Genomic DNA, 22,005 nt, shown 5'->3' with positions numbered 1-22,005 from the left:
AGGGTGGAGCGCAGGGGCGGGCGCGCGGTGGGGCGGGGCCCGCGCGCCCCCGGGCGGGGCACGGCGGCCGTCAGCGCTCCATACCCCGGTTCAGCTGCTGGAGCAGTCGGGCCAGTTCGGCGACCTCGCCGCGGTCCCAGTGCGCGAGCTGGTTCACGTACCGCGCCCGGCGGGCCTCGCGCACCTTGCCGACCCTGCTGCGGCCCTCCGGGGTGAGGTCCACCAGCCAGGCACGGCCGTCCGCCGGGTCGGGTTCGCGGGCGACCAGGCCGAGCTCCTCCAGGGCACGCAGCTGACGGGACATGGTGGCCTTGCCCACGCCGATGTAGCCGGCGAGCTCCGTGGCGCGCAGCCGGCCGCACTCCTCCAGCCGTACGAGGAGTCCGTACGCGGCGGGTTCGAGGTCCGGGTGGACCTCACGGGCCATCTCGCCCTGGTTGGCCCTGGCGCGCCGGAACAGCACCGTCAACTCGCGCTCCAGGGACAGGAATTCCTGGTCCACACCAATTCGCGACGTCTGCGCGTCATCTCGACGCGCGTTGCCGTTTCCGTGCTCATGCACGTCAGCACCCCTGATCCGGTTTCCCGTTCCTGAAAGTTATCGCCAGAATCCGTCATCGCCGCAGCTCCGTCAGTATTTCGCAGGCGTAGACCAACGGCGTCACCCAGACCCCCTTCCAGTACCTCTTCTACGTGCGTAGCGTCTTCGTCAGGCAACGCATGGCATGCCCACGCCACAACTGTGGGTGATCCGGCTCCTCCCCCCGCACCGCCAAGCCTCGGAGGCACGTCATGCCCGTGCACAGACCCGGCTCCATCCCCCCGCGCGCCGCCACCGCCGCCGTCGCGCTCCTGCTCGCAGCCTTCTCCCTCACCGTCCCCGTCTCCGCGCAGGCGGCCGACGTCCCGGCCCGCGGCTCCGCCTACATGGGCATCGGCGTCCTCGGCCACGACGGCGCGCACGGCTCCCCCGCGCCCGGCCTCGCCACCCAGACGGAGGGCGTGGACGTCTCCGGCCACCAGGGCAACGTCGCCTGGTCGACCCTGTGGAGCAGCGGGGTCAAGTGGGCGTACACCAAGGCCACGGAAGGCACGTACTACACGAATCCGTACTTCGCCCAGCAGTACAACGGCTCCTACAACGTCGGCATGATCCGCGGCGCGTACCACTTCGCCACCCCCGACACCACCAGCGGCGCCGCCCAGGCCAACTACTTCGTCGACCACGGCGGCGGCTGGTCCAAGGACGGCAGGACGCTGCCGGGCGCCCTCGACATCGAGTGGAACCCCTACGGCGCCGCCTGCTACGGCAAGACGACCAGCGCAATGGTGAGCTGGATCGCGGACTTCCTGAACACCTACAAGGCCCGCACCGGCCGGGACGCCGTGATCTACACGGCCACCAGCTGGTGGACCCAGTGCACCGGCAACTACGGCGGCTTCGCCTCGGCCGACCCGCTGTGGATCGCCCGGTACGCCTCGGACGTCGGGACGCTGCCCGCCGGCTGGTCGTACTACACGATGTGGCAGTACACGTCGTCCGGCCCGACGGTCGGCGACCACGACAAGTTCAACGGAGCCCTGGACCGGGTGGTCGCGCTCGCCAACGGCTGACCCGCACCCGTGACCGTCCGCACCCGCGCAGGGCGAAGGCCCGGGTCACCCGCACGGTGACCCGGGCCTTCCCCGTCCGGTGCCCGCCGACCGGCGCCCGAGGTCAGGCGGCCACCGGCACCTCCGGCGACGCGCTGCTCGTGGCCGGCGCCAGCGCCAGCTCCAGGACCTGGCGGACATCGGTGACGGCGTGGACGTCGAGCCGGTCCAGCACCTCCGCCGGGACGTCGTCCAGGTCGGGCTCGTTGCGCTTCGGGATGATCACCGTGGTGACCCCCGCCCGGTGCGCGGCGAGCAGCTTCTGCTTCACCCCGCCGATCGGCAGCACCCGCCCGGTCAGCGAGACCTCGCCGGTCATCGCCACGTCCGTACGGACCAGCCGGCCGGACAGCAGCGACGCGAGGGCCGTCGTCATCGTGATGCCGGCGCTCGGGCCGTCCTTGGGGACCGCGCCCGCCGGGAAGTGGATGTGCACACCCCGGTCCTTCAGATCGGCGACGGGCAGTTCCAGCTCGGCGCCGTGCGAGCGCAGGAAGCTCAGCGCGATCTGCGCCGACTCCTTCATCACGTCGCCCAGCTGACCGGTGAGGGTCAGGCCCGCCGCGCCCGTCTCCGGGTCGGCCAGCGACGCCTCGACGAAGAGGACGTCGCCGCCCGCGCCGGTGACCGCGAGCCCGGTGGCGACACCGGGGACGGCCGTGCGGCGCTCGGCCGGGTCCTGCGCGGACTCCGGCACATGGTGCGGTCGCCCGATCAGCGCGCGCAGGTCGGCGTCGGTGACGGTGAGCGGAAGCTCCCGCTCGCCCAGTTCGTGCTGGGCCGCGACCTTGCGCAGCAGCCGGGCCAGGGACCGCTCCAGGGTGCGTACGCCCGCCTCACGGGTGTACTCGCCGGCGAGCTTGCGCAGCGCGCTCTCGTCCAGGGTCACCTCGTCGGCGCCGAGTCCGGCCCGCTCCAGCTGGCGCGGCAGCAGGTGGTCCCGGGCGATGACGACCTTCTCGTCCTCGGTGTAGCCGTCCAGGCGGACCAGCTCCATCCGGTCCAGCAGCGCCTCCGGGATGGCTTCCAGCACGTTGGCGGTGGCCAGGAACACCACGTCGGAGAGGTCGAGTTCGACCTCCAGGTAGTGGTCGCGGAAGGTGTGGTTCTGGGCCGGGTCGAGGACTTCGAGCAGGGCCGCGGCCGGGTCGCCGCGGAAGTCGGAGCCCACCTTGTCGATCTCGTCCAGCAGGACCACCGGGTTCATGGACCCGGCCTCCTTGACCGCCCGCACGATCCGGCCGGGCAGCGCGCCGACGTACGTACGCCGGTGGCCGCGGATCTCGGCCTCGTCGCGGACGCCGCCGAGGGCGACCCGGACGAACTTGCGGCCCATGGCATGGGCGACCGATTCACCCAGACTGGTCTTTCCGACACCGGGCGGGCCCACCAGGGCGAGCACGGCACCGCCGCGCCGGCCGCCGACGACACCCAGGCCGCGGTCCGTACGGCGCTTGCGCACCGCCAGGTACTCGGTGATCCGCTCCTTCACGTCGTCAAGACCGGCGTGCTCGGCGTCCAGGACCGCCTTGGCGCCCTGGATGTCGTAGGCGTCCTCGGTCCGCTCGTTCCAGGGCAGTTCGAGGACGGTGTCGAGCCAGGTGCGGATCCAGGAACCCTCGGGCGACTGGTCGCTGGAGCGCTCCAGCTTGTCGACCTCCTTCAGGGCCGCCTCGCGGACCTTCTCGGGCAGGTCGGCGGCCTCGACCCGGGCGCGGTAGTCGTCGGACTCCTCGCCCTCCTTCTCGCCGTTCAGCTCGCGCAGTTCCTTGCGCACGGCCTCCAGCTGGCGCCGCAGCAGGAACTCGCGCTGTTGCTTGTCGACGCCCTCCTGGACGTCCTTCGCGATCGTCTCGGCCACGTCCTGCTCGGCGAGGTGGTCGCGCAGCTGCTGGGTGGCGAGCTTCAGCCGGGCCACCGGGTCGGTGGTCTCCAGCAGCTCCACCTTCTGGTCGGTGGTCAGGAACGGCGAGTAGCCGGAGTTGTCGGCGAGCGCGGAGACGTCCTCGATGGCCTGCACCCGGTCCACCACCTGCCAGGCGCCGCGCTTGCGCAGCCAGGCGGTCGCCAGGGCCTTGTACTCCTTGACGAGTTCGGTGACATGGCCGGGCAGCGGCTCGGGCACGCTCTCGTCGATGCGGGTCGCCTCGACCCACAGGGCCGCGCCCGGTCCGGTGGTGCCGGCGCCGATGCGCACGCGGCCGCGGCCGCGGATCAGCGCGCCCGGGTCGCCGTCGGCCAGCCGCCCCACCTGCTCGACGGTGCCGAGCACACCGGTACCCGCGTACGCCCCGTCGATCCGTGGCACCAGCAGCACCCTGGGCTTGCCGGGCTCCGAGCGCGCGGCGGCCTGGGCGGCCTCCACCGCGGCCCGCACGTCGGCGTCGTTCAGATCGAGCGGCACCACCATTCCGGGCAGCACGACCTCGTCGTCGAGCGGCAGCACAGGCAGAGTGAGCGGTGTGGACGTCGAAGCCATGATCTCCCCTTCGGCATTCAAGTTGAGCTATGCCGACTCAATGCACCTGAGCCTCCGAATGTTCCCCACCGGGTGTTCGCTCTGAGCGATCGGCTGTGCCGCAACGGGTGACACCCGGCACAACACCACCGGCCTCCGTCTCCTTCCGTCCTCACCTCCCCGTTCCCCCTCCTCCCCGCCGCGGCTCCGCCCGCCTTCCGCTCCCCCGCCCCGCACGCCCCGCGAAAAGGTGTTGCCCGTGCCCGGTCCCCCGCCCGTACGTTCTTTCCCATGACGGAGACCCAGAGCCTGCTCGACGCCTACGACGCCCAGTTGCGCTGCGCCCCGCCGCCCGGAGTCGCGTACGAGTACGACGGCCCGCTGCTCCGCCTCGACCTGGGCTTCCGCGGCTTCGTCAGCGGACCGCGCGATCTGGGCGGCCTGCGAGGGCGCGAGGTCGACGAGCTGATCGCGCGACAGCGGGACCTCTTCGCGGCCCGCGGGCAGGCAGTGGAGTGGAAGGTGCGCGGGCACGACAGCCCGGCCGATCTCACGGACCGGCTGCGCGCGGCGGGCTTCGAGCCCGAGGCTCAGGAGACGGTCCTCATCGGATCCGTGACGCGGCTGGCGGCGGAATCACCCGCCGCACCGGACGGCGTCACCGTGCGCCAGGTCACCGCGGACGCCGACCTGCGCCGGGTGGCGGCCCTGGAGACGGCGGTCTGGGGCCTGGACCTGAGCTCGATCGCCGACGACCTGATCGGACGCGTGGCCCGCGCTCCGGAGGAGATCGCCGTCCTGGTCGCCGAGGCGCGGGGCGAGGTGGTCTGCGCGGCCTGGCTGACCTTCCGCCCCGGCAGCGAGTTCGCCTCGCTGGCGGGCGGCTCGACGCTGCCCGAGTGGCGCGGCCGGGGGATCTACCGCGCCCTGCTGGCCGCCCGCGCCGAGATCGCCGCCGCCCGGGGCGTCCCCTATCTGCACGTGGACGCCTCCGACGACAGCGAGCCCATCCTGCGCCGGCTCGGCTTCCGGGCGGTGACCACGACGACTCCTTACGTCTGGTCACCGCGGTAGGCGGGTCCTTGCGTGCGGCCACCGCGACAGGCGGGTCCTTACGCGCGGCCACCGCGACAGGCAGGGCCTTACGCGCGGCCACCGCGACAGGCAGGGCGGCGGGAGGTCACCGCGACAGGCGGGTCCTCACGCGCGGCCACCGCGACAGGCAGGTCCTCACGCGCGGCCACCGCGACAGGAAGGGCGGCTGGAGGTCAGCGCGCCGCCACCGTGGCGGCGCGGCCGTGGTGCCAGCGGCGCGTCACCGGCCAGGTGGCGCAGCCGACCGCCAGGGACAGCAGGTGCCCCCAGTTCGTCATCGGGTCCGCGAACCCGATCAGGTCGCGCACCAGCATCGCGGCGAACACCACGAGCAACGGCCGGCCCAGCCACGGGGCGAGCAGACCCGTCAGGGCGCCGACACCGGCGGCGACCCCGAAGCTGATGCCGTAGTCGAGGCGGTGCAGGGAACTGGCGGGGAGACGGCCGGCCAGGACGGCCAGTCCCACCGGAACCTCGGTCGCGAGGGTCGCCGTGACATGCCCGAGCAGGAAGACACCTGCCGTGCGCAGTCCTCCTATCCGCCGCTCCAGGGCGGTGAGGACGAGCAGACAGCAGATCGCGTAGACGGACAGGACCCCGCCCGCGATCCACAGCGCGCTGGCCAGCAGGACCAGCACGGGGGTGCGCACAAGGTGCGCCACGTCGGTGCTGGAGCCCTGGTGGAGGGTGTGCACCAGGGCGGGATCGGCGTAGGACGTGATCAGTGAGGTGACGGCCAGCACGGCCGTGAAGGCGAAGGCGAACGGCGTTCCGGTGGGGGTGGGGAGCAGCCGCCAGGGACGCGGGCGCAGCCGCACCCCCGCGGCCGGACCTGCCGCCGAACCCGCCGAACCCGCCGAACCCCTGGCCGGACCCGCCGCCGGACGCGCTTCGGGCACCGCCTCGGGCGCCGCCGCGTACGGGGTCTCGGACGTGGTCGCCACGGCCGGGATCCACTGCCTGGGCATCCCGCCCAGCAGACCGGAGGTGTCCGCGAGCGCCGGGCCCGAAGCCGCGGCATCCGCATCCGGGGCGTTCGGGAGGGAGTCGTCCGGATCCGCCGGGGAGGCGGCGGTCGCAGTCCGTTCCACGGTGAGGCGCTCCTTCCGGTTCGCCCCCACCCTTCGCGCACCACGGGGTCACTGTCTATGACCGGCGCCACGCACACGCCGATTCACAGCAACCTCCAATACAGCCTCCCGCGTCCGGCACGGCGCGGTACGGCACAGGAGCGGTACCCGGTGGCGGCGCCCGCGTACCGAGATGACTCCACGCGGGTGTGCCGCTGCGCCGGAGCAAATCCGTCAACGATCCGTCAGCAAAGTGCCAGGATGGGCCGATGCCCACGTCATACGACACTCCCGAAGTCCTGGACCGCCGCGAGGGCCCGTACGGCGAGGTCGTACTGCGCCGCCAGGGCGGGCTGTTGCAGATCATCGCCAACGGCTGCTTCCTGATGGACACCTCGGACGGCCGCTCGGAGCGGCTGCTCGTCGACGCGGCGCTCGCCGCGCTCGACGGCTCGCGCCGGCCGTCCGTCACCCGCGGTCACGACCGGCCGGCCGTGCTGGTCGGCGGTCTGGGGGTCGGTCTCTCGCTCGCGCACGCCGCGGCGAACCCGCGCTGGGGCCGGATCACCGTCGTGGAGCGCGAGCCGGCCGTCATCGACTGGCATCGCTCGGGCCCTCTGTCCGAAACCACCCGCGAGGCGCTCGCGGACCCGCGCACGGAGATCGTCCAGGCGGATCTGCTCGACTACATCGATGAGGCATTCGACACATTCGACGCACTGTGTCTCGACATCGACAACGGGCCGGACTGGACCGTCACCGAGGGCAACCAGGGCCTCTACGGCCCGGCCGGGCTGGCGAGTTGTGCGAGCGCGCTGAGATCCGGCGGGGTGCTGGCGGTGTGGTCGGCGCAGCCGTCTGCCGAATTCGAGGAAACCTTGCGAAATACCGGGTTCACACAAGTACGTAGCGAAGAGGTACCAGTTGCCCGGGGTGTTCCGGACGTCGTCCACCTCGCCGTCCGACCTGGATAGCAAAGCCGCGGTGACTCCCCGTACGCTGCATCCCTGACGCGGATCATTCAAGCGTCAATCGCAAGCAGGCGCAGACCGAGGAATCACCCCACTGATTCCGGAGAGCACACTCAGGGGCGGGCGATGGAGCAGACACATACCTCCCACAACGGGACGGCCACGGCGACTCAGGGCGCCCAGCGGCGGGTCCTGGTGGTCGAGGACGACTCGACGATCGTCGACGCCATCGCGGCCCGACTTCGCGCCGAGGGATTCCTGGTGCAAACCGCGGGAGACGGCCCGGCGGCCGTCGACACCGCCGAGGCATGGCAGCCCGACCTGCTGATCCTCGACATCATGCTGCCCGGTTTCGACGGTCTGGAGGTCTGCCGTCGTGTGCAGGCCCAGCGGCCGGTGCCGGTGCTGATGCTGACCGCGCGTGACGACGAGACCGACATGCTGGTCGGGCTCGGCGTGGGCGCCGACGACTACATGACCAAGCCGTTCTCGATGCGGGAGCTGGCCGCGCGGGTGCATGTGCTGCTGCGCCGGGTCGAGCGGGCCGTCGTGGCCGCCTCGACACCGCGCAGCGGCATACTGCGCCTCGGCGAGCTGGAGATCGACCACGCGCAGCGCCGGGTGCGGGTGCGCAGCGAGGACGTCCATCTGACGCCCACCGAGTTCGACCTGCTGGTGTGCCTGGCGAACACCCCGCGCGCGGTGCTCTCCCGTGAGCAGCTGCTGGCGGAGGTGTGGGACTGGGCGGACGCCTCCGGCACCCGTACGGTCGACAGCCACATCAAGGCGCTGCGCCGGAAGATCGGCGCCGAGCGGATCCGCACCGTGCACGGTGTGGGCTACGCGCTGGAGACCCCGACGCCATGAGCGACGGACGGTCGGCCGCACGGAAGAGCCCCAGGGGCGAGCCCTGGGGTGGCGTACGCCCGTTCTCGATCAAGACCAAGCTGGGTGCGCTGGTCGTCATATCCGTGCTGATCACGACCGGGCTGTCGATGATCGCGGTGCACACCAAGACCGAGCTGCGCTTCATCACGGTCTTCTCGATGATCGCCACACTGCTCATCACGCAGTTCGTGGCGCACTCGCTCACCGCGCCGCTGGACGAGATGAATACGGTCGCCCGGTCCATCTCGCACGGCGACTACACCCGCCGGGTGAGCGAGAAGCGCCGGGACGAGCTCGGCCACCTGGCGCAGACGATCAACGTCATGGCCGACGAGCTGGAAGCGCAGGACCTGCAACGCAAGGAGCTGGTGGCCAACGTCTCGCACGAGCTGCGGACGCCCATCGCGGGGCTGCGCGCGGTGCTGGAGAACGTCGTGGACGGCATCTCGGTGGCGGACACCGAGACGATGCGCACCGCCCTGAAGCAGACCGAGCGGCTCGGGCGGCTGGTGGAGACGCTGCTGGACCTGTCCCGGCTCGACAACGGGGTCGTACCGCTGCGCCAACGGCGTTTCGAGGTCTGGCCGTATCTGTCCGGGGTGCTGAAGGAGGCCAACATGGTCGCCTCCGCGCGCGCGAGCATGGCCTCCGGCTCCGGCAGCCACACCCGTACGGACGTCCATCTCCACCTGGACGTGTCCCCGCCGGAGCTGACCGCGCACGCGGACCCCGAGCGCATCCACCAGGTCGTGGCCAACCTCATCGACAACGCGGTCAAGCACAGCCCGCCGCACGGCCGGGTGACGGTCCGGGCGCGCCGCGGGGCGCTGCCGGAGTCGCTGGAGCTGGAGGTCCTGGACGAGGGGCCCGGCATCCCCCGCTCGGAGTGGCACCGCGTCTTCGAGCGGTTCAACCGGGGAGCCGTCCGCCGGCCGCACGGTCCGGGCAGCGACGGCGGTACGGGACTGGGGCTGGCGATCGCCCGGTGGGCGGTGGATCTGCACGGCGGCCGCATCGGCGTGGCCGAATCCGACCGGGGGTGCAGGATTATCGTCACTCTCCCGGGACTGTCATCTGTGCCAAGTTGACGTAAAGTGCGAACCGGAGCCACAAGATCCACGGGCGTCCGCGCTGACGGACACGTGTGATCAGGCACAGGCCCACGTCAACGGCGTGCGAGGCCTCCTTCGACGAACCCTGACGCATCACCCACGTAGCGGAACCACATGTGTTTCCCGCCATTTCCAGGGCCGAAACACACTTTCTGATGTGACTTACGCGACGTTGAACCGGCCCGACCTGACCTTCCCGGCCACGGGGGCGTAGCCTTTATTTCCGCTGTCCATCACCTTGTGAAGCGGAAGAGGGCGGTTGCCGCCGTGTCGCCACAGTCCCCCAGTAACGCATCGAGCCTCTCGACCGACGCAGACCAAGCGGGCAAGAACCCCGCTGCCGCGTTCGGCCCCAACGAGTGGCTCGTCGACGAGATCTATCAGCAGTACCTCCAGGACCCGAATTCGGTAGACCGTGCCTGGTGGGACTTCTTCGCCGACTACAAGCCGGGGACGGCTACCTCCCCGGCGCCGGCGGGCACTGCGGCCGCGGGGGCCGCAGGAGCCACCGCCCCGGCACCCGCCGCCCCGGCCCAGGCCGCGCCCGCCGCCGCTCCGGCGGCCCCGGCCGTGCCCGCGCCGGCCCAGGCTCCCGCGAAGCCCGCCGCCGCCGCTCCGGCGCCCGCGGCCGCTCCGGCGAAGCCCGCCGCCGCGGCCCCGGCCGCCAAGGCGAAGGCCGCTCCGGCCGCCGAGGCCCCGGAGGGTCCCGAGTTCGTGACGCTGCGCGGTCCCTCCGCCGCGGTCGCCAAGAACATGAACGCCTCCCTGGAGCTGCCCACGGCCACGTCCGTGCGCGCGGTCCCGGTGAAGCTGCTGTTCGACAACCGCATCGTCATCAACAACCACCTCAAGCGCGCCCGGGGCGGGAAGATCTCCTTCACGCACCTGATCGGCTTCGCGATGGTGCAGGCCATCAAGGCCATGCCGTCGATGAACTGGCACTACGCGGAGAAGGACGGGAAGCCCACCCTCGTCAAGCCCGCGCACGTCAACTTCGGTCTCGCCATCGACCTGGTGAAGCCGAACGGCGACCGCCAGCTCGTCGTCGCCGGCATCAAGAAGGCCGAGACGCTGAACTTCTTCGAGTTCTGGCAGGCCTACGAGGACATCGTCCGCCGCGCCCGCGACGGCAAGCTGACGATGGACGACTTCACCGGTGTCACGGTCTCCCTGACCAACCCCGGCGGCCTCGGCACCGTCCACTCGGTCCCGCGTCTGATGCCCGGCCAGTCGGTCATCATGGGCGTCGGCTCCATGGACTACCCCGCGGAGTTCCAGGGCACCTCCCAGGACACCCTGAACAAGCTCGGCATCTCGAAGGTCATGACGCTCACGTCGACCTACGACCACCGGGTGATCCAGGGCGCGGCCTCCGGCGAGTTCCTCCGGATCGTCGCGAACTTCCTGCTCGGCGAGCAGGGCTTCTACGACGGCATCTTCGCCTCGCTGCGCATCCCCTACGAGCCGGTCCGCTGGCTCAAGGACATCGACGCCAGCCACGACGACGACGTCACCAAGGCCGCCCGCGTCTTCGAGCTGATCCACTCCTACCGGGTCCGCGGCCACGTCATGGCCGACACCGACCCGCTGGAGTACCGCCAGCGCAAGCACCCCGACCTGGACATCACCGAGCACGGGCTCACCCTGTGGGACCTGGAGCGCGAGTTCGCCGTCGGCGGTTTCTCGGGCAAGTCCCTGATGAAGCTGCGCGACATCCTCGGCGTGCTGCGCGACTCGTACTGCCGCACCACCGGCATCGAGTTCATGCACATCCAGGACCCCAAGCAGCGCAAGTGGATCCAGGACCGCGTCGAGCGCCCCCACGCACGCGTGGAGCGCGAGGAGCAGCTGCGCATCCTGCGCCGGCTGAACGCGGCGGAGGCTTTCGAGACCTTCCTCCAGACGAAGTACGTCGGCCAGAAGCGCTTCTCCCTGGAGGGCGGCGAGTCCGTCATCCCGCTGCTCGACGCGGTGATCGACTCCGCGGCCGAGTCGCGCCTCGACGAGGTCGTCATCGGCATGGCCCACCGCGGCCGTCTGAACGTCCTCGCCAACATCGTCGGCAAGTCGTACGCGCAGATCTTCCGCGAGTTCGAGGGCAACCTCGACCCGAAGTCGATGCACGGCTCCGGCGACGTGAAGTACCACCTGGGCGCCGAGGGCACCTTCACCGGCCTGGACGGCGAGCAGATCAAGGTCTCGCTGGCCGCGAACCCGTCCCACCTGGAGACGGTCGACCCGATCATCGAGGGCATCGCGCGCGCCAAGCAGGACGTCATCAACAAGGGCGGCACGGACTTCACGGTGCTGCCGGTGGCGATCCACGGCGACGCGGCCTTCGCGGGCCAGGGCGTGGTGGCCGAGACCCTGAACATGTCGCAGCTGCGGGGCTACCGCACCGGCGGCACGGTCCACGTCGTCATCAACAACCAGGTCGGCTTCACCGCGGCCCCCGAGTCCTCGCGTTCCTCCATGTACGCGACGGACGTGGCCCGCATGATCGAGGCCCCGATCTTCCACGTGAACGGCGACGACCCGGAGGCCGTGGTCCGCGTCGCGCGGCTGGCCTTCGAGTTCCGCCAGGCGTTCAACAAGGACGTGGTGATCGACCTCCTGTGCTACCGCCGCCGCGGTCACAACGAGTCGGACAACCCGGCCTTCACCCAGCCGCTGATGTACGACCTGATCGACAAGAAGCGCTCGGTGCGCAAGCTCTACACCGAGTCCCTCATCGGTCGCGGCGACATCACCCTGGAAGAGGCCGAGCAGGCGCTCCAGGACTACCAGGGCCAGCTGGAGAAGGTCTTCACGGAGGTCCGCGAGGCCACCGCGCAGCCGACCGCCACCGCCCCGTCCGACCCGCAGGCCGAGTTCCCGGTCGCGGTGAACACGGCGGTGTCCGCGGAGACCGTCAAGCGGATCGCCGAGTCCCAGGTCAACATCCCCGACCACGTCACCGTCCACCCGCGTCTGCTGCCGCAGCTCCAGCGCCGGGCGGCCATGGTCGAGGACGGCACCATCGACTGGGGCATGGGCGAGACCCTCGCCTTCGGCTCCCTCCTGCTGGAGGGCGTCCCGGTGCGCCTGGCCGGCCAGGACTCGCAGCGCGGTACGTTCGGCCAGCGCCACGCGGTGATCATCGACCGTCAGACGGGCGAGGACTTCACGCCGCTGCTGTACCTGTCCGAGGACCAGGCCCGCCTGAACGTCTACAACTCCCTGCTGTCCGAGTACGCGGCGATGGGCTTCGAGTACGGCTACTCGCTGGCCCGCCCCGACGCGCTCGTGATGTGGGAGGCGCAGTTCGGCGACTTCGTCAACGGCGCTCAGACGGTCGTCGACGAGTACATCTCCGCGTCGGAGCAGAAGTGGGGCCAGACCTCCGGCGTCACCCTGCTCCTCCCGCACGGCTACGAGGGCCAGGGCCCGGACCACTCGTCCGCCCGCCCGGAGCGTTTCCTCCAGCTGTGCGCGCAGAACAACATGACGGTCGCGATGCCCACGCTCCCGTCGAACTACTTCCACCTCCTGCGGTGGCAGGTGCACAACCCGCACCACAAGCCGCTGGTCGTCTTCACCCCGAAGTCGATGCTGCGCCTGAAGGCCGCGGCCTCGAAGGCGGAGGAGTTCACGAGCGGCCAGTTCCGCCCGGTCATCGGCGACGCGAAGGCCGACCCGGCCGCGGTGAAGAAGGTCGTCTTCTGCGCCGGCAAGGTCTACTACGACCTGGAGGCCGAGCGTCAGAAGCGTGGCGCCTCGGACCCCGCGGTCGCCGAGACGGCGATCATCCGGCTGGAGCGCCTGTACCCGCTGCCGGGTGCCGAGCTCCAGGCCGAGATCGCCAAGTACCCGAACGCGGAGAAGTACCTCTGGGCCCAGGAGGAGCCGGCCAACCAGGGTGCCTGGCCGTTCATCGCCCTGAACCTGATCGACCACCTGGACCTGGCCGTCGGCGCGGACGTGCCGCACGGCGAGCGTCTGCGCCGTATCTCGCGTCCGCACTCGTCGTCCCCGGCGGTGGGCTCGGCGAAGCGGCACCAGGCTGAGCAGGAGCAGCTGGTGCGTGAGGTGTTCGAGGCCTAGGCCCCGCGCATCCGGTCGTCCCGCGGCCCCGTCCCCGGCCCTCGTGGCCAGGGGCGGGGCCGCGTTCGTTCCCCCACCGGGCGGGATAGCCTGGAGGGGTCGTTGACGCCCAGTTCTTTGCGGAGCATTCGTGTACTTCACCGACCGCGGCATCGAGGAGCTCGAGAAGCGCCGGGGCGAGGAGGAGGTCACCTTCGAGTGGCTCGCCGAGCAGCTGCGTACGTTCGTCGACCTCAACCCGGACTTCGAGGTGCCGGTGGAGCGTCTGGCGACCTGGCTGGCCCGGCTGGACGACGAGGACGAGGACGAGTAGACGTCCGTAGGGCTTCTGCCGCTGCCGGGCGGCTGCTTCCGGGTGCCGTAGGGCTTTCCCAGCCGCCGAGCGGCTTCCGCCCGCTGACGTGCGGCTGCTTCCGGGTGTCGTAGGGCTTCCCCAGCCGCCGAGCGGCTTCTGCCTCTGCCGAGCGGCTTCCGCCCGCTGCCGGGCGGCTGCTTCCGGCTGCCGTACGGCTTCTCCCACTGCCGTCCCGGTGAGGCGGCGGGCCGTCCCGCCGGGGGTGCCGGACCGGCGCCCCGCCCTGCGGCCGTCGGCCGTCAGTCGCGTGGCCTGCCCAGGTCGTACAGCAGCCCCAGCGCCCCGTGGGCCAGGAGCAACGTGCCCGAGGTGACCCAGCCGCCGTTGCGGCGCCGCAGGCCCCAGGCGGTGAGCGGGAGGCCCGCCGCCACCTGGGCGAGGGCGAGGACCTGGGCTCCGGGACTGCCCGCATAGGGGAGCAAGGGGCCCGGAAGACCGCGCCCGTCCTCGAGCCCGGCGGTACCGGGCACCCTCGGCTCGGGTTCTGTGACGGTGGCCGCCGGGCGAGGGGTGTCCGGCAGGCCGGGCTCCTGGATCTCCTGTGCGCCGGGGCAGGACCGGGCGGCCTCCCGAAGACGGTCGACGGACTCACCGGGAGTGAGGCCCGGCGGCAGGGCGACCCCCGCCCGGGCGAGAACCGCCAGCAGGCCGCCCAGCCGGGCACGGGCGTCGCCCCCGAAGCCGGGACCGAAGCCGGGGCCGGAGCAGGTCAGGGCTTCCAGGAACGGCAGGTCGGCGACCGGGTCGAGGCCCAGGCGGGCCGCGAAGGTGCGCATGGCCTCCTCCTCGCCGGCCGGGGTGCCGTCCGCGAGCCAGACGTAGCCGACGGGACGGCGGTACCCGGACGCGAGGGTGTAGCCGGCCCGGTCGGCGTCCCACCACAGCGCCAGTACGGGCCAGGGTGCACCGACGGCCAGAGCGGTCGCCCAGCCGGTGGCGACGCGGTCGACCGGTTCGCCCTCCTGCCGCCACGGCCTGCCCTCGGGTACGAGGACGCTCCACGCCTCACCGGCCGACGTGAGCAGGACACGGTCGCGCACCGGACGGGCGGTGGGGGCGACGGAGCCGGGGTCCGCCCGGCAGAGCAGCAGGACTCCCTGGGCGGGGCGGCCCGGCCGGGCACGCGACCCGAAGTCTTCCGTCGGCATGTTCACACGCTATGTCCACGCGTCGGCTCTGTGTGATCGGTGATCGCCAGAACGGGTGCCTTGACATTCGACGGCCGCGATATATCGTGATTGAAGGAGACGCGATATGGCGCGTTCTTGCCGTCCTGGAGGTCCGCACCATGTCCGAGTGGTCCGTCGCAGAGCCGAGGAAGCTCACCTTCGACGAGCCGGTGAGCGAACTGCACGTGCGCATCGTCAACGGAACAGTGAACGTCGTGGGCACGGACGAAGGTTCCGCCCGGCTCGAGGTGTCCGAGGTCGAGGGCCCGCCCCTGATCGTCACCCAGCGCAACGGCACCCTGACGGTGGCGTACGAGGACCTGCCGTGGAAGGGCTTCCTGAAGTGGCTCGACCACAAGGGCTGGCGGCGCAGTGCCGTCGTCTCCCTGGCGGTGCCCGCCCGCACCCGTGTCGAGGTCGGTGTCGTCGGAGCCACGGCCATGGTCTCCGGCATCGACGGGGACGCCGCGGTGAAGGGGGTCAGCGGCGACACCACGCTGGTGGGACTGGCGGGCCCGGTCCGCGCGGACACCGTCTCGGGGAACGTGGAGGCCCAGGCCCTCAGCGGGGATCTCCGCTTCCACTCCGTCTCGGGCGACCTGACCGTGGTCGAGGCCGCCGGGTCCTGTGTGAAGGCCGACTCGGTGAGCGGCTCGATGATCGTCGACGTCGACTCGAAGAACAGCCCCGCGGAGATCAGCCTGACCAGCGTCTCCGGTGAGATCGCCATCCGGCTGCCGCACCCGGCGGACGCGCAGGTGGAGGCGAACACCGCGAGCGGCACCGTCTCCAACGCCTTCGAGGACCTCCGGGTCAGCGGTCAGTGGGGCGCCAAGCGGATCACCGGACGGCTCGGCGCGGGCAACGGCCGGCTGAAGGCGACGACGGTCTCCGGGTCCATCGCCCTGCTGCGCCGGCCCCCCGCGGAGGACGAACCGTGGGAGGGGCGGACGGAGGCGGCACCTTCGCCCGGCGGCCCGGACGAGGACCCTCGCCCGGCCGACGGCACGACCGGTGCCCCCGCGGACGGCACGACCGACGGCTCGACCGACAAGAAGGTGCTCTGACATGCCTCCCGTCTTCGCCCATGGCCGTCTGCGCCTCTATTTGCTGAAGCTGCTGGACGAGGCCCCGCGCCACGGCTACGAGGTGATCCGCCTCCTCGAGGAGCGCTTCCAGGGTCTGTACGCCCCGTCGGCGGGCACGGTCTACCCCCGGCTGGCGAAGCTGGAGGCGGAGGGCCTGGTCACGCACACCACCGAGGGCGGCCGCAAGGTGTACGCCATCACGGACGCCGGCCGCGCCGAACTGGCCGACCGCAGCGGCGAACTGGCCGATCTGGAACTGGAGATCCGGGAGTCGGTCGCGGAACTGGCCGCCGAGATCCGCGCCGATGTGCGTGGCGCCGCCGGTGATCTGCGACGTGAGATGCGGGCGGCGGCCTCGGAGGCCCGGCGGGACGGCTCGGCATCCGGGGAGCACCGGACCGGCGGCGACCACGGCGACTTCGGGGACTTCGGGGACAAGGAGGCGTGGCGGGCCGCCAAGGAGGAGATGCGCCGGGCCAAGCAGGAGTGGAAGGAGCAGGCCCGCCGCGCCAAGGACGAGAGCCGCCGGGCCCGCGAGGAGGCCCAGCGGGCCCGGCGCCAGGCGAAGGAGGCGCAGGACAGGGCCAGGAGCCAGGCGCAGGAGGAGTTGCAGCGCATCTCCCGGCGGGTCCAGGAGCAGGTGCAGGACCACTTCGAGCGGGGCGACTGGCCCACGGGCCTGCGGGAGGGCCTGACCGAACTCGCCAAGGAGTTCGGCGATTTCGGGAAGGAATTCGGTAAGGAGTTCGGCAGGGACCTCGGCTTCGGCCGCACCGGTGGGGGCGGTGGGGGTGCCGGCTCCGAGAAGGCGGCGCCCGGACCCGAGTACGGCCGCACACCGGAGGACTTCCCGGCCGGCTACGAACCGGCCTGGGCCCACGAGGACCTCACCGGCGATCCGGCCCGCGATCTGGACCGGCTGCTCGACCGCTTCCGGGACGACATCCGGGACGCGGCCCGCGACCACGGCGTCACCGCGGACCAGCTCCATGACGCCCGCGGCCATCTCTCCGCGGCGGCGGCCCTCATCGGCTCGGTGCTGCGCACACCGAAGGCATGACAGCGGGCGAGCGCCGCACCGGCGCTCGCCCGCTCTCGCCTTCTCGCCTTCTCGCCTTCTCGCCCTCTCGCCCTCTCGCCCTCTCGCCGGGCGACATTCGCCCTCAGCCGGCCCCTGCCTCAGCCGGCCTTCGCCTCGCCGGTTCCGGCGTCCGTCGCGGGGCCGGGGCCGTACAGCACCCGGGTGAGGGACTCATGGGTCACGCCGTGGTCGGCGAGGACCTCCGCCGGCACACCGGGACGTGCCGTGAGGGCGAGCAGCAGATGCTCGTCGCCGATCCGGCGGTCGCGCCGGCCGAGGGTGATGCGCAGCGACTCGGTGAGCAGATCCCTGGCGCCGCGGTCGAACAGCCGCCGTCCGGTCCTGCGGCCGATGGCACCGCCCCGGCCGGAATCCGCCAACACCCCTTCCCCGTGCTCCTCCTCGATCCGCGCGACGATCTCCGCCAGATCGATCCCCAGCCCGGACAGGGCGTCCGCGTCGGCGCGGGAGAGCCCGCCACGACGGCGGGCCTCGCCCAGTTCGCGTACGACACCGTCCCGGCCCCCCGGCGGAAGGCCGAGCGCCGCCAGCGCGAAGGACCCGCGGCTGCCCTCGCGGTCGAGGAGGGCGAGCAGGACGTGGGTCTCCTCGACCCTTTCCGCGCCTGCCCGTTCCGCATGGGCCACCGCCCCCACCACCACCGCGCGGGCGTCCTGGGTGAAGCGTTCGAACATCACTGCCTCCCGTACTTCTTGTGCACGGCCTGCCTGCTGACTCCGAGTTCCGCGGCGATCTCCTGCCACGACCAGCCCTGATGGCGCGCACTGCGCACCTGCACCGCCTCCAGCTGCTCCAGCAGCCGGCGCAGCGCGGCCACCGCCCGCAGTCCGACCCGCGGATCGCGGTCGCCGGCGCGCTGGGCGAGATCCGTTGCTTCGGTCATGACGTCAACTTACGTTGACACGCGGATGATGTCAACCGAAGTTGACATGCGAACGGCCGGCCCGGGAGCCGGGCCGGCCGTCGGGAGCGCGCGGTCGGAAGATCAGGAGGCGGTCAGCACGATCTTGCCGAACTGGTCGCCCGACTCCAGCCGCTCGAAGCCCTCCCGGGCACGGTCGAGCGGAAACACCTCGTCGATGACGGGGCGCACCCCGGTCGCGGCGCAGAAGGAGAGCAGGTCCTCCAGTTCGTCCTTGGTGCCCATCGTCGAGCCGACGACCTTGAGTTCGAGGAAGAAGATCCGGGTCAGCTCGGCGTGCGAGGGCCGGTCGCCGCTGGTCGCTCCGGAGATCACCAGAGTGCCGCCGGGCCGCAGGGACTTCACCGAGTGCGACCAGGTCGCGGCGCCCACGGTCTCGATCACGGCGTCCACCCGCTGGGGCAGCCGCGCGCCCGACTCCAGTGCCTCCACGGCCCCGAGCTCCAGGGCCCGCTTGCGCTTGGCCTCGTCCCGGCTGGTGGCGAAGACCCGCAGCCCGGCCGCCTTCCCCAGCACGATGGCCGCGGTGGCGACCCCGCCGCCCGCGCCCTGGACGAGCACCGAGTCGCCGGGGCGCACACCCGCGTTCGTGAAGAGCATGCGGTACGCCGTCAGCCAGGCCGTGGGCAGACAGGCGGCCTCCTCGAAGGAGAGCTCCTTGGGCTTGGGCAGCACGTTCCAGGTGGGCACGGCGACCTGCTCGGCGAAGGTGCCCTGGTAGCGCTCGGTGAGGATGGAGCGGGGCTCCTCGGGACCCACTCCGTGGCCGCTCTGGCCGATCACGGAGTGCAGGACGACCTCGTTGCCGTCCTCGTCGACACCGGCGGCGTCGCAGCCGAGGATCATGGGCAGCTTGTCCTCGGACAGGCCGACACCCCGCAGGGACCAGAGGTCGTGGTGGTTGAGGGAGGCGGCTCTGACGTTGACGACGCTCCAGCCGGAGCGGGCCACGGGGGCCGGACGCTCCCCCAACTCCAGGCCGGAGAGCGGCTGGTCACGGTCGATTCGGGCGGCGTAGGCAGCGAACATGAAGCCGACGATAGGTTCCGGGGGCGGCAGGGGGAACCAGGACGCGTTGTGACACACGCCCTCTTGCGCGGAACACGTCGGACGTAGCGGCTGCGGGAACGCGGGCCGGCGTCAGAAGTACGTAGCGGCGGCGCGTACGCGGGCCACCCGGACGCCAGGGCGCAGCAGAACGGCCGGAGACGGAAGAACGACCGGAGACAGAGAAACGGCCTCGCCCGTGCGGGCGAGGCCGTTGTGTGGAACCCGGGGAGGGGCTCAGCGGCGAGCCACGCCCTCCGCCCGCGCCGCCGCCGCGACCGCGGCGGTCACCGCGGGGGCGACCCGCTCGTCGAACGGCGAGGGGATGACGTAGTCGGGGGCGAGGTCGTCGCCGACGACCGCCGCCAGCGCCTCGGCCGCAGCGATCTTCATGCCCTCGGTGATCCGGGAGGCCCGCACCTGGAGCGCGCCCGCGAAGATGCCCGGGAACGCCAGCACGTTGTTGATCTGGTTCGGGAAGTCCGAGCGCCCGGTCGCGACGACCGCGGCGTACTTGTGCGCCACCTCGGGGTGCACCTCGGGGTTCGGGTTCGCCATGGCGAAGACGAAGGCACCCTTCGCCATCGAGGCCACGGCCTCCTCCGGGACCGTACCGCCGGAGACGCCGATGAAGACGTCGGCGCCGTCCAGCGCGGTCTCCAGCGTTCCGGAGATCCCGGCCTTGTTGGTGAACTCGGCCAACTCCCGCTTGACCGGCGTCAGGTCGTCACGGTCCCGGGAGACGACGCCCTTGCGGTCCGCGACCGCGACGTCCCCGATGCCTGCTTCGACGAGCATCTTCGCGATGGCGACACCGGCCGCGCCGGCGCCCGAGATGACGGCGCGCAGGTCCCCGACCGCCCGTCCGCTCAGCCGCGCCGCGTTGCGCAGCGCCGCCAGCGTCACGACGGCGGTGCCGTGCTGGTCGTCGTGGAAGACCGGGATGTCCAGGCGCTCCTGGAGCCGACGCTCGATCTCGAAGCACCGGGGCGCCGAGATGTCCTCCAGGTTCACCCCGCCGAACGACGGCGCGAGGCGCACCACGGTCTCGATGATCTCGTCCACGTCCGTGCAGGCGAGGGCGATCGGAACCGCGTCCACGCCGCCGAACTGCTTGAACAGGATCGCCTTGCCCTCCATCACGGGCAGGGAAGCCTCGGGACCGATGTCCCCGAGGCCGAGCACGGCCGTACCGTCCGTCACGACGGCGACCACGGACGACTTCCAGGTGTAGTCGTCGACGAGTTCCGGGTTCTCCGCGATCGCGGTGCACACGCGAGCGACGCCGGGGGTGTAGGCCAGGGACAGGTCGTCCTTGTCCCGGATCGGCACGGTGGCCTGCACAGCCATCTTGCCGCCGCGATGCAGAGCGAACGCGGGGTCGAAGGAATCGAGGGGCTCCGCACTGTCCCCTTGGTCCGTATTGTTCTTGCTGCGAGGATTGACGATCTCCGCTGCCACTGTGTCTTACCCCTTAGGTGTACATGGTTGAGGGTGGCCACTCCTGGTGAGGGGTGGGCGGGCATCGCGCACGGCCCAATGAGGTGAGGCGTACGGGCACATACGCGTCGGGCGCGCCGCACACGCGCCCTGAGCCCCGGATGAGGGGTGTGAGGATCCTTCTTACCGGACGGACGCGGCCGAGGACGAGTCCATAACGCGAAGGTCACATGTGGTCTCGCGCCAGTGAGATGACTCATGCTCGAAAAAGGGGGCAAATCCTGGACAAAGGGTTGAGGGTGAATCAAGCGTCCGCAACGGGCGCGCCGAGACCGGCCACATGGCGAGACACGCCGCAAATCTTCCGGCCGGAAGCAGAGATTCCCGTAGAAGGTCCGGTCGTGATGTCCGGCCTGATCCAGTTCGAGGGTGTCTCGTTATCCGATTTTGACATGCCGACTCACCTGAATGACTGAATCCGAATGGCAGGATGCCGTAACCACACGAGGTCGCGACACCCGATGGTGTGTGTTCTCGTCGACCCATCGGCAACTCCATCCACCCGCCGGAGGAACCCACCATGACCGCAAGCACCACCCGTCGTACCACCGCCGCGCACACCCGGCTAGCAGCGGTCGGCGCGATCGCGGTCGCCGGCGCCCTGCTGCTCACCGGCTGCGGTGACCAGACCAAGGACAACGGCTCCGGAAGCGGCTCGACCGCCGCGGCCTCGGCCCCGCTGGCCGACAAGCTGCCGCAGGCCGTCCGGGACGCCGGCGTCATCAAGGTCGGCTCCGACATCGCTTACGCGCCGGTCGAGTTCAAGGACAGCTCCGGCAAGACGGTCGGCATCGACCCCGACCTGGCCGACGCGATGGGCAAGCAGCTGGGCGTGAAGTTCGACTTCCAGAACGGCACGTTCGACACCCTGATCACCGGTCTGCGCTCCAAGCGCTACGACATCGCCATGTCCGCGATGACCGACACGAAGGACCGTCAGGACGGCGTCGACTCCGACACCGGCAAGAAGGTCGGCGAGGGCGTCGACTTCGTCGACTACTTCACCGCCGGCGTCTCGATCTACACCCCCAAGGGCAAGGACCAGGGCATCAAGACCTGGGCGGACCTGTGCGGCAAGAAGCTCGTGGTGCAGCGCGGCACGGTCTCCGAGGACCTCGCCAAGGCCGAGACGAAGAAGTGCACCGGCGGCAAGGCGATCGCCATCCAGGCCTTCGACAACGACCAGCAGGCCCAGACCCGGCTCCGCGCGGGCGGCGCCGACGCCGGCTCCTCCGACTTCCCGGTCGCCGCGTACGCGGTGAAGACCTCCGGCGGCGGCAACGACTTCCAGATCGTCGGCGAGCAGGTCGAGGCCGCGCCGTACGGCATCGCGGTGGCCAAGAGCAACACCCAGCTGCGCGACGCCATCCAGGCCGCGCTGGACGCCATCGTCAAGAACGGCGAGTACGCCAAGATCATCCAGAAGTGGGGCGTCGACGCCGGCGCCGTCACCACGGCCGCCGTCAACGGCGGCAAGTGACCGCGCGCGGCC

The 22,005-nt window shown here is 71.3% G+C and carries 18 protein-coding genes; 10 read left to right on the top strand and 8 right to left on the bottom strand.

Features of this window, described 5'->3' with window-relative positions; all coding sequences use genetic code 11:
• Positions 1-70: 70 nt before the first annotated feature.
• Positions 71-562: a MarR family winged helix-turn-helix transcriptional regulator gene (locus tag ACZ7OY_RS26740; protein WP_471913696.1), complete on the bottom strand. Its 492-nt coding sequence runs from the start codon at positions 560-562 to the stop codon at positions 71-73.
• A 230-nt stretch (positions 563-792) separates the two neighbouring features.
• Between ACZ7OY_RS26740 and ACZ7OY_RS26735 the strand changes: the two genes are divergently transcribed.
• A complete protein-coding gene (locus ACZ7OY_RS26735) occupies positions 793-1,614 on the top strand; it encodes a lysozyme (protein WP_471913695.1) in 822 nt (273 codons plus the stop codon).
• 103 nt (positions 1,615-1,717) lie between these two features.
• Here the strand turns inward: ACZ7OY_RS26735 and lon are convergent, their stop codons facing one another.
• Positions 1,718-4,132, bottom strand: a complete 2,415-nt coding sequence (lon, locus tag ACZ7OY_RS26730; RefSeq protein ID WP_471913694.1) for an endopeptidase La — start codon at positions 4,130-4,132, stop codon at positions 1,718-1,720.
• A gap of 270 nt (positions 4,133-4,402) precedes the next feature.
• Here lon and ACZ7OY_RS26725 point away from each other — a divergent pair, with 270 nt between their 5' ends.
• Positions 4,403-5,185, top strand: a complete 783-nt coding sequence (locus ACZ7OY_RS26725) for a GNAT family N-acetyltransferase (RefSeq protein ID WP_471913693.1) — start codon at positions 4,403-4,405, stop codon at positions 5,183-5,185.
• 194 nt (positions 5,186-5,379) lie between these two features.
• Here the strand turns inward: ACZ7OY_RS26725 and ACZ7OY_RS26720 are convergent, their stop codons facing one another.
• A complete protein-coding gene (locus tag ACZ7OY_RS26720) occupies positions 5,380-6,297 on the bottom strand; it encodes a rhomboid-like protein (RefSeq protein ID WP_471913692.1) in 918 nt (305 codons plus the stop codon).
• 248 nt (positions 6,298-6,545) lie between these two features.
• On the opposite strand from ACZ7OY_RS26720, the gene ACZ7OY_RS26715 reads away from it, so the two are divergent.
• The 5 genes from ACZ7OY_RS26715 to ACZ7OY_RS26695 all read left to right on the top strand — a co-directional run bounded on the left by ACZ7OY_RS26715 (position 6,546) and on the right by ACZ7OY_RS26695 (position 13,643).
• Positions 6,546-7,250 (top strand): spermidine synthase, encoded by a 705-nt coding sequence (locus tag ACZ7OY_RS26715; protein WP_471913691.1) that lies wholly within the window; start codon positions 6,546-6,548, stop codon positions 7,248-7,250.
• Positions 7,251-7,373: 123 nt separating this feature from the next.
• Positions 7,374-8,114, top strand: coding sequence for a response regulator transcription factor (locus ACZ7OY_RS26710; protein WP_351610455.1), 741 nt, complete (start codon positions 7,374-7,376; stop codon positions 8,112-8,114).
• Complete coding sequence (locus ACZ7OY_RS26705; RefSeq protein ID WP_471913690.1) at positions 8,111-9,223, top strand: HAMP domain-containing sensor histidine kinase; 1,113 nt, start codon at positions 8,111-8,113, stop codon at positions 9,221-9,223. The genes ACZ7OY_RS26710 and ACZ7OY_RS26705 overlap by 4 nt, the downstream gene beginning before the upstream one ends.
• A gap of 291 nt (positions 9,224-9,514) precedes the next feature.
• Positions 9,515-13,330, top strand: coding sequence for a multifunctional oxoglutarate decarboxylase/oxoglutarate dehydrogenase thiamine pyrophosphate-binding subunit/dihydrolipoyllysine-residue succinyltransferase subunit (locus ACZ7OY_RS26700; protein ID WP_471913689.1), 3,816 nt, complete (start codon positions 9,515-9,517; stop codon positions 13,328-13,330).
• A gap of 130 nt (positions 13,331-13,460) precedes the next feature.
• A complete protein-coding gene (locus tag ACZ7OY_RS26695; RefSeq protein ID WP_003961784.1) occupies positions 13,461-13,643 on the top strand; it encodes a DUF6104 family protein in 183 nt (60 codons plus the stop codon).
• 281 nt (positions 13,644-13,924) lie between these two features.
• Here ACZ7OY_RS26695 and ACZ7OY_RS26690 read toward each other — a convergent pair whose 3' ends face one another.
• Positions 13,925-14,833, bottom strand: coding sequence for a hypothetical protein (locus ACZ7OY_RS26690; RefSeq protein ID WP_471913688.1), 909 nt, complete (start codon positions 14,831-14,833; stop codon positions 13,925-13,927).
• A gap of 140 nt (positions 14,834-14,973) precedes the next feature.
• On the opposite strand from ACZ7OY_RS26690, the gene ACZ7OY_RS26685 reads away from it, so the two are divergent.
• Both ACZ7OY_RS26685 and ACZ7OY_RS26680 read left to right on the top strand, forming a co-directional pair.
• Positions 14,974-15,921, top strand: coding sequence for a DUF4097 family beta strand repeat-containing protein (locus tag ACZ7OY_RS26685; RefSeq protein ID WP_471913687.1), 948 nt, complete (start codon positions 14,974-14,976; stop codon positions 15,919-15,921).
• A 1-nt stretch (position 15,922) separates the two neighbouring features.
• Positions 15,923-17,002: a PadR family transcriptional regulator gene (locus ACZ7OY_RS26680; RefSeq protein WP_471913686.1), complete on the top strand. Its 1,080-nt coding sequence runs from the start codon at positions 15,923-15,925 to the stop codon at positions 17,000-17,002.
• A gap of 119 nt (positions 17,003-17,121) precedes the next feature.
• Here ACZ7OY_RS26680 and ACZ7OY_RS26675 read toward each other — a convergent pair whose 3' ends face one another.
• From ACZ7OY_RS26675 to ACZ7OY_RS26660, 4 genes are all read right to left on the bottom strand, one after another.
• A complete protein-coding gene (locus ACZ7OY_RS26675; RefSeq protein WP_471913685.1) occupies positions 17,122-17,718 on the bottom strand; it encodes a Clp protease N-terminal domain-containing protein in 597 nt (198 codons plus the stop codon).
• Positions 17,718-17,927, bottom strand: coding sequence for a helix-turn-helix domain-containing protein (locus ACZ7OY_RS26670; RefSeq protein ID WP_152892126.1), 210 nt, complete (start codon positions 17,925-17,927; stop codon positions 17,718-17,720). The genes ACZ7OY_RS26675 and ACZ7OY_RS26670 overlap by 1 nt, the downstream gene beginning before the upstream one ends.
• 102 nt (positions 17,928-18,029) lie before the next feature.
• Complete coding sequence (locus ACZ7OY_RS26665; RefSeq protein ID WP_471913684.1) at positions 18,030-18,995, bottom strand: zinc-binding dehydrogenase; 966 nt, start codon at positions 18,993-18,995, stop codon at positions 18,030-18,032.
• A gap of 255 nt (positions 18,996-19,250) precedes the next feature.
• The gene (locus ACZ7OY_RS26660) at positions 19,251-20,474 is read right to left on the bottom strand and encodes an NAD(P)-dependent malic enzyme (RefSeq protein ID WP_471913683.1); all 1,224 of its coding nucleotides are present in this window, start codon (positions 20,472-20,474) and stop codon (positions 19,251-19,253) included.
• 559 nt (positions 20,475-21,033) lie between these two features.
• Here ACZ7OY_RS26660 and ACZ7OY_RS26655 point away from each other — a divergent pair.
• On the top strand, positions 21,034-21,993 hold the full coding sequence (locus ACZ7OY_RS26655; RefSeq protein WP_471913682.1) for an ABC transporter substrate-binding protein: 960 nt from the start codon (positions 21,034-21,036) through the stop codon (positions 21,991-21,993).
• Positions 21,994-22,005: the final 12 nt, after the last annotated feature.

The sequence above is a fragment of the Streptomyces sp. NPDC107559 genome (genome assembly GCF_055657365.1).
Note: the sequence above shows the minus strand (reverse complement) of the source record. Positions and strands in the feature narration are given on the sequence as shown.

What these genes read in the sequence shown, in the direction of transcription:
- ACZ7OY_RS26725 (WP_471913693.1), top strand. Translation starts at nt 4,403, where the DNA reads ATGACGGAGACCCAGAGCCTGCTCGACGCCTACGACGCCCAGTTGCGC.
- ACZ7OY_RS26710 (WP_351610455.1), top strand. Translation starts at nt 7,374, where the DNA reads ATGGAGCAGACACATACCTCCCACAACGGGACGGCCACGGCGACTCAG.
- ACZ7OY_RS26655 (WP_471913682.1), top strand. Translation starts at nt 21,034, where the DNA reads ATGACCGCAAGCACCACCCGTCGTACCACCGCCGCGCACACCCGGCTA.
- lon (WP_471913694.1), bottom strand. Translation starts at nt 4,132, where the DNA reads ATGGCTTCGACGTCCACACCGCTCACTCTGCCTGTGCTGCCGCTCGAC.
- ACZ7OY_RS26735 (WP_471913695.1), top strand. Translation starts at nt 793, where the DNA reads ATGCCCGTGCACAGACCCGGCTCCATCCCCCCGCGCGCCGCCACCGCC.
- ACZ7OY_RS26670 (WP_152892126.1), bottom strand. Translation starts at nt 17,927, where the DNA reads ATGACCGAAGCAACGGATCTCGCCCAGCGCGCCGGCGACCGCGATCCG.
- ACZ7OY_RS26715 (WP_471913691.1), top strand. Translation starts at nt 6,546, where the DNA reads ATGCCCACGTCATACGACACTCCCGAAGTCCTGGACCGCCGCGAGGGC.
- ACZ7OY_RS26705 (WP_471913690.1), top strand. Translation starts at nt 8,111, where the DNA reads ATGAGCGACGGACGGTCGGCCGCACGGAAGAGCCCCAGGGGCGAGCCC.
- ACZ7OY_RS26690 (WP_471913688.1), bottom strand. Translation starts at nt 14,833, where the DNA reads ATGCCGACGGAAGACTTCGGGTCGCGTGCCCGGCCGGGCCGCCCCGCC.
- ACZ7OY_RS26665 (WP_471913684.1), bottom strand. Translation starts at nt 18,995, where the DNA reads ATGTTCGCTGCCTACGCCGCCCGAATCGACCGTGACCAGCCGCTCTCC.
- ACZ7OY_RS26680 (WP_471913686.1), top strand. Translation starts at nt 15,923, where the DNA reads ATGCCTCCCGTCTTCGCCCATGGCCGTCTGCGCCTCTATTTGCTGAAG.
- ACZ7OY_RS26685 (WP_471913687.1), top strand. Translation starts at nt 14,974, where the DNA reads ATGTCCGAGTGGTCCGTCGCAGAGCCGAGGAAGCTCACCTTCGACGAG.
- ACZ7OY_RS26675 (WP_471913685.1), bottom strand. Translation starts at nt 17,718, where the DNA reads ATGTTCGAACGCTTCACCCAGGACGCCCGCGCGGTGGTGGTGGGGGCG.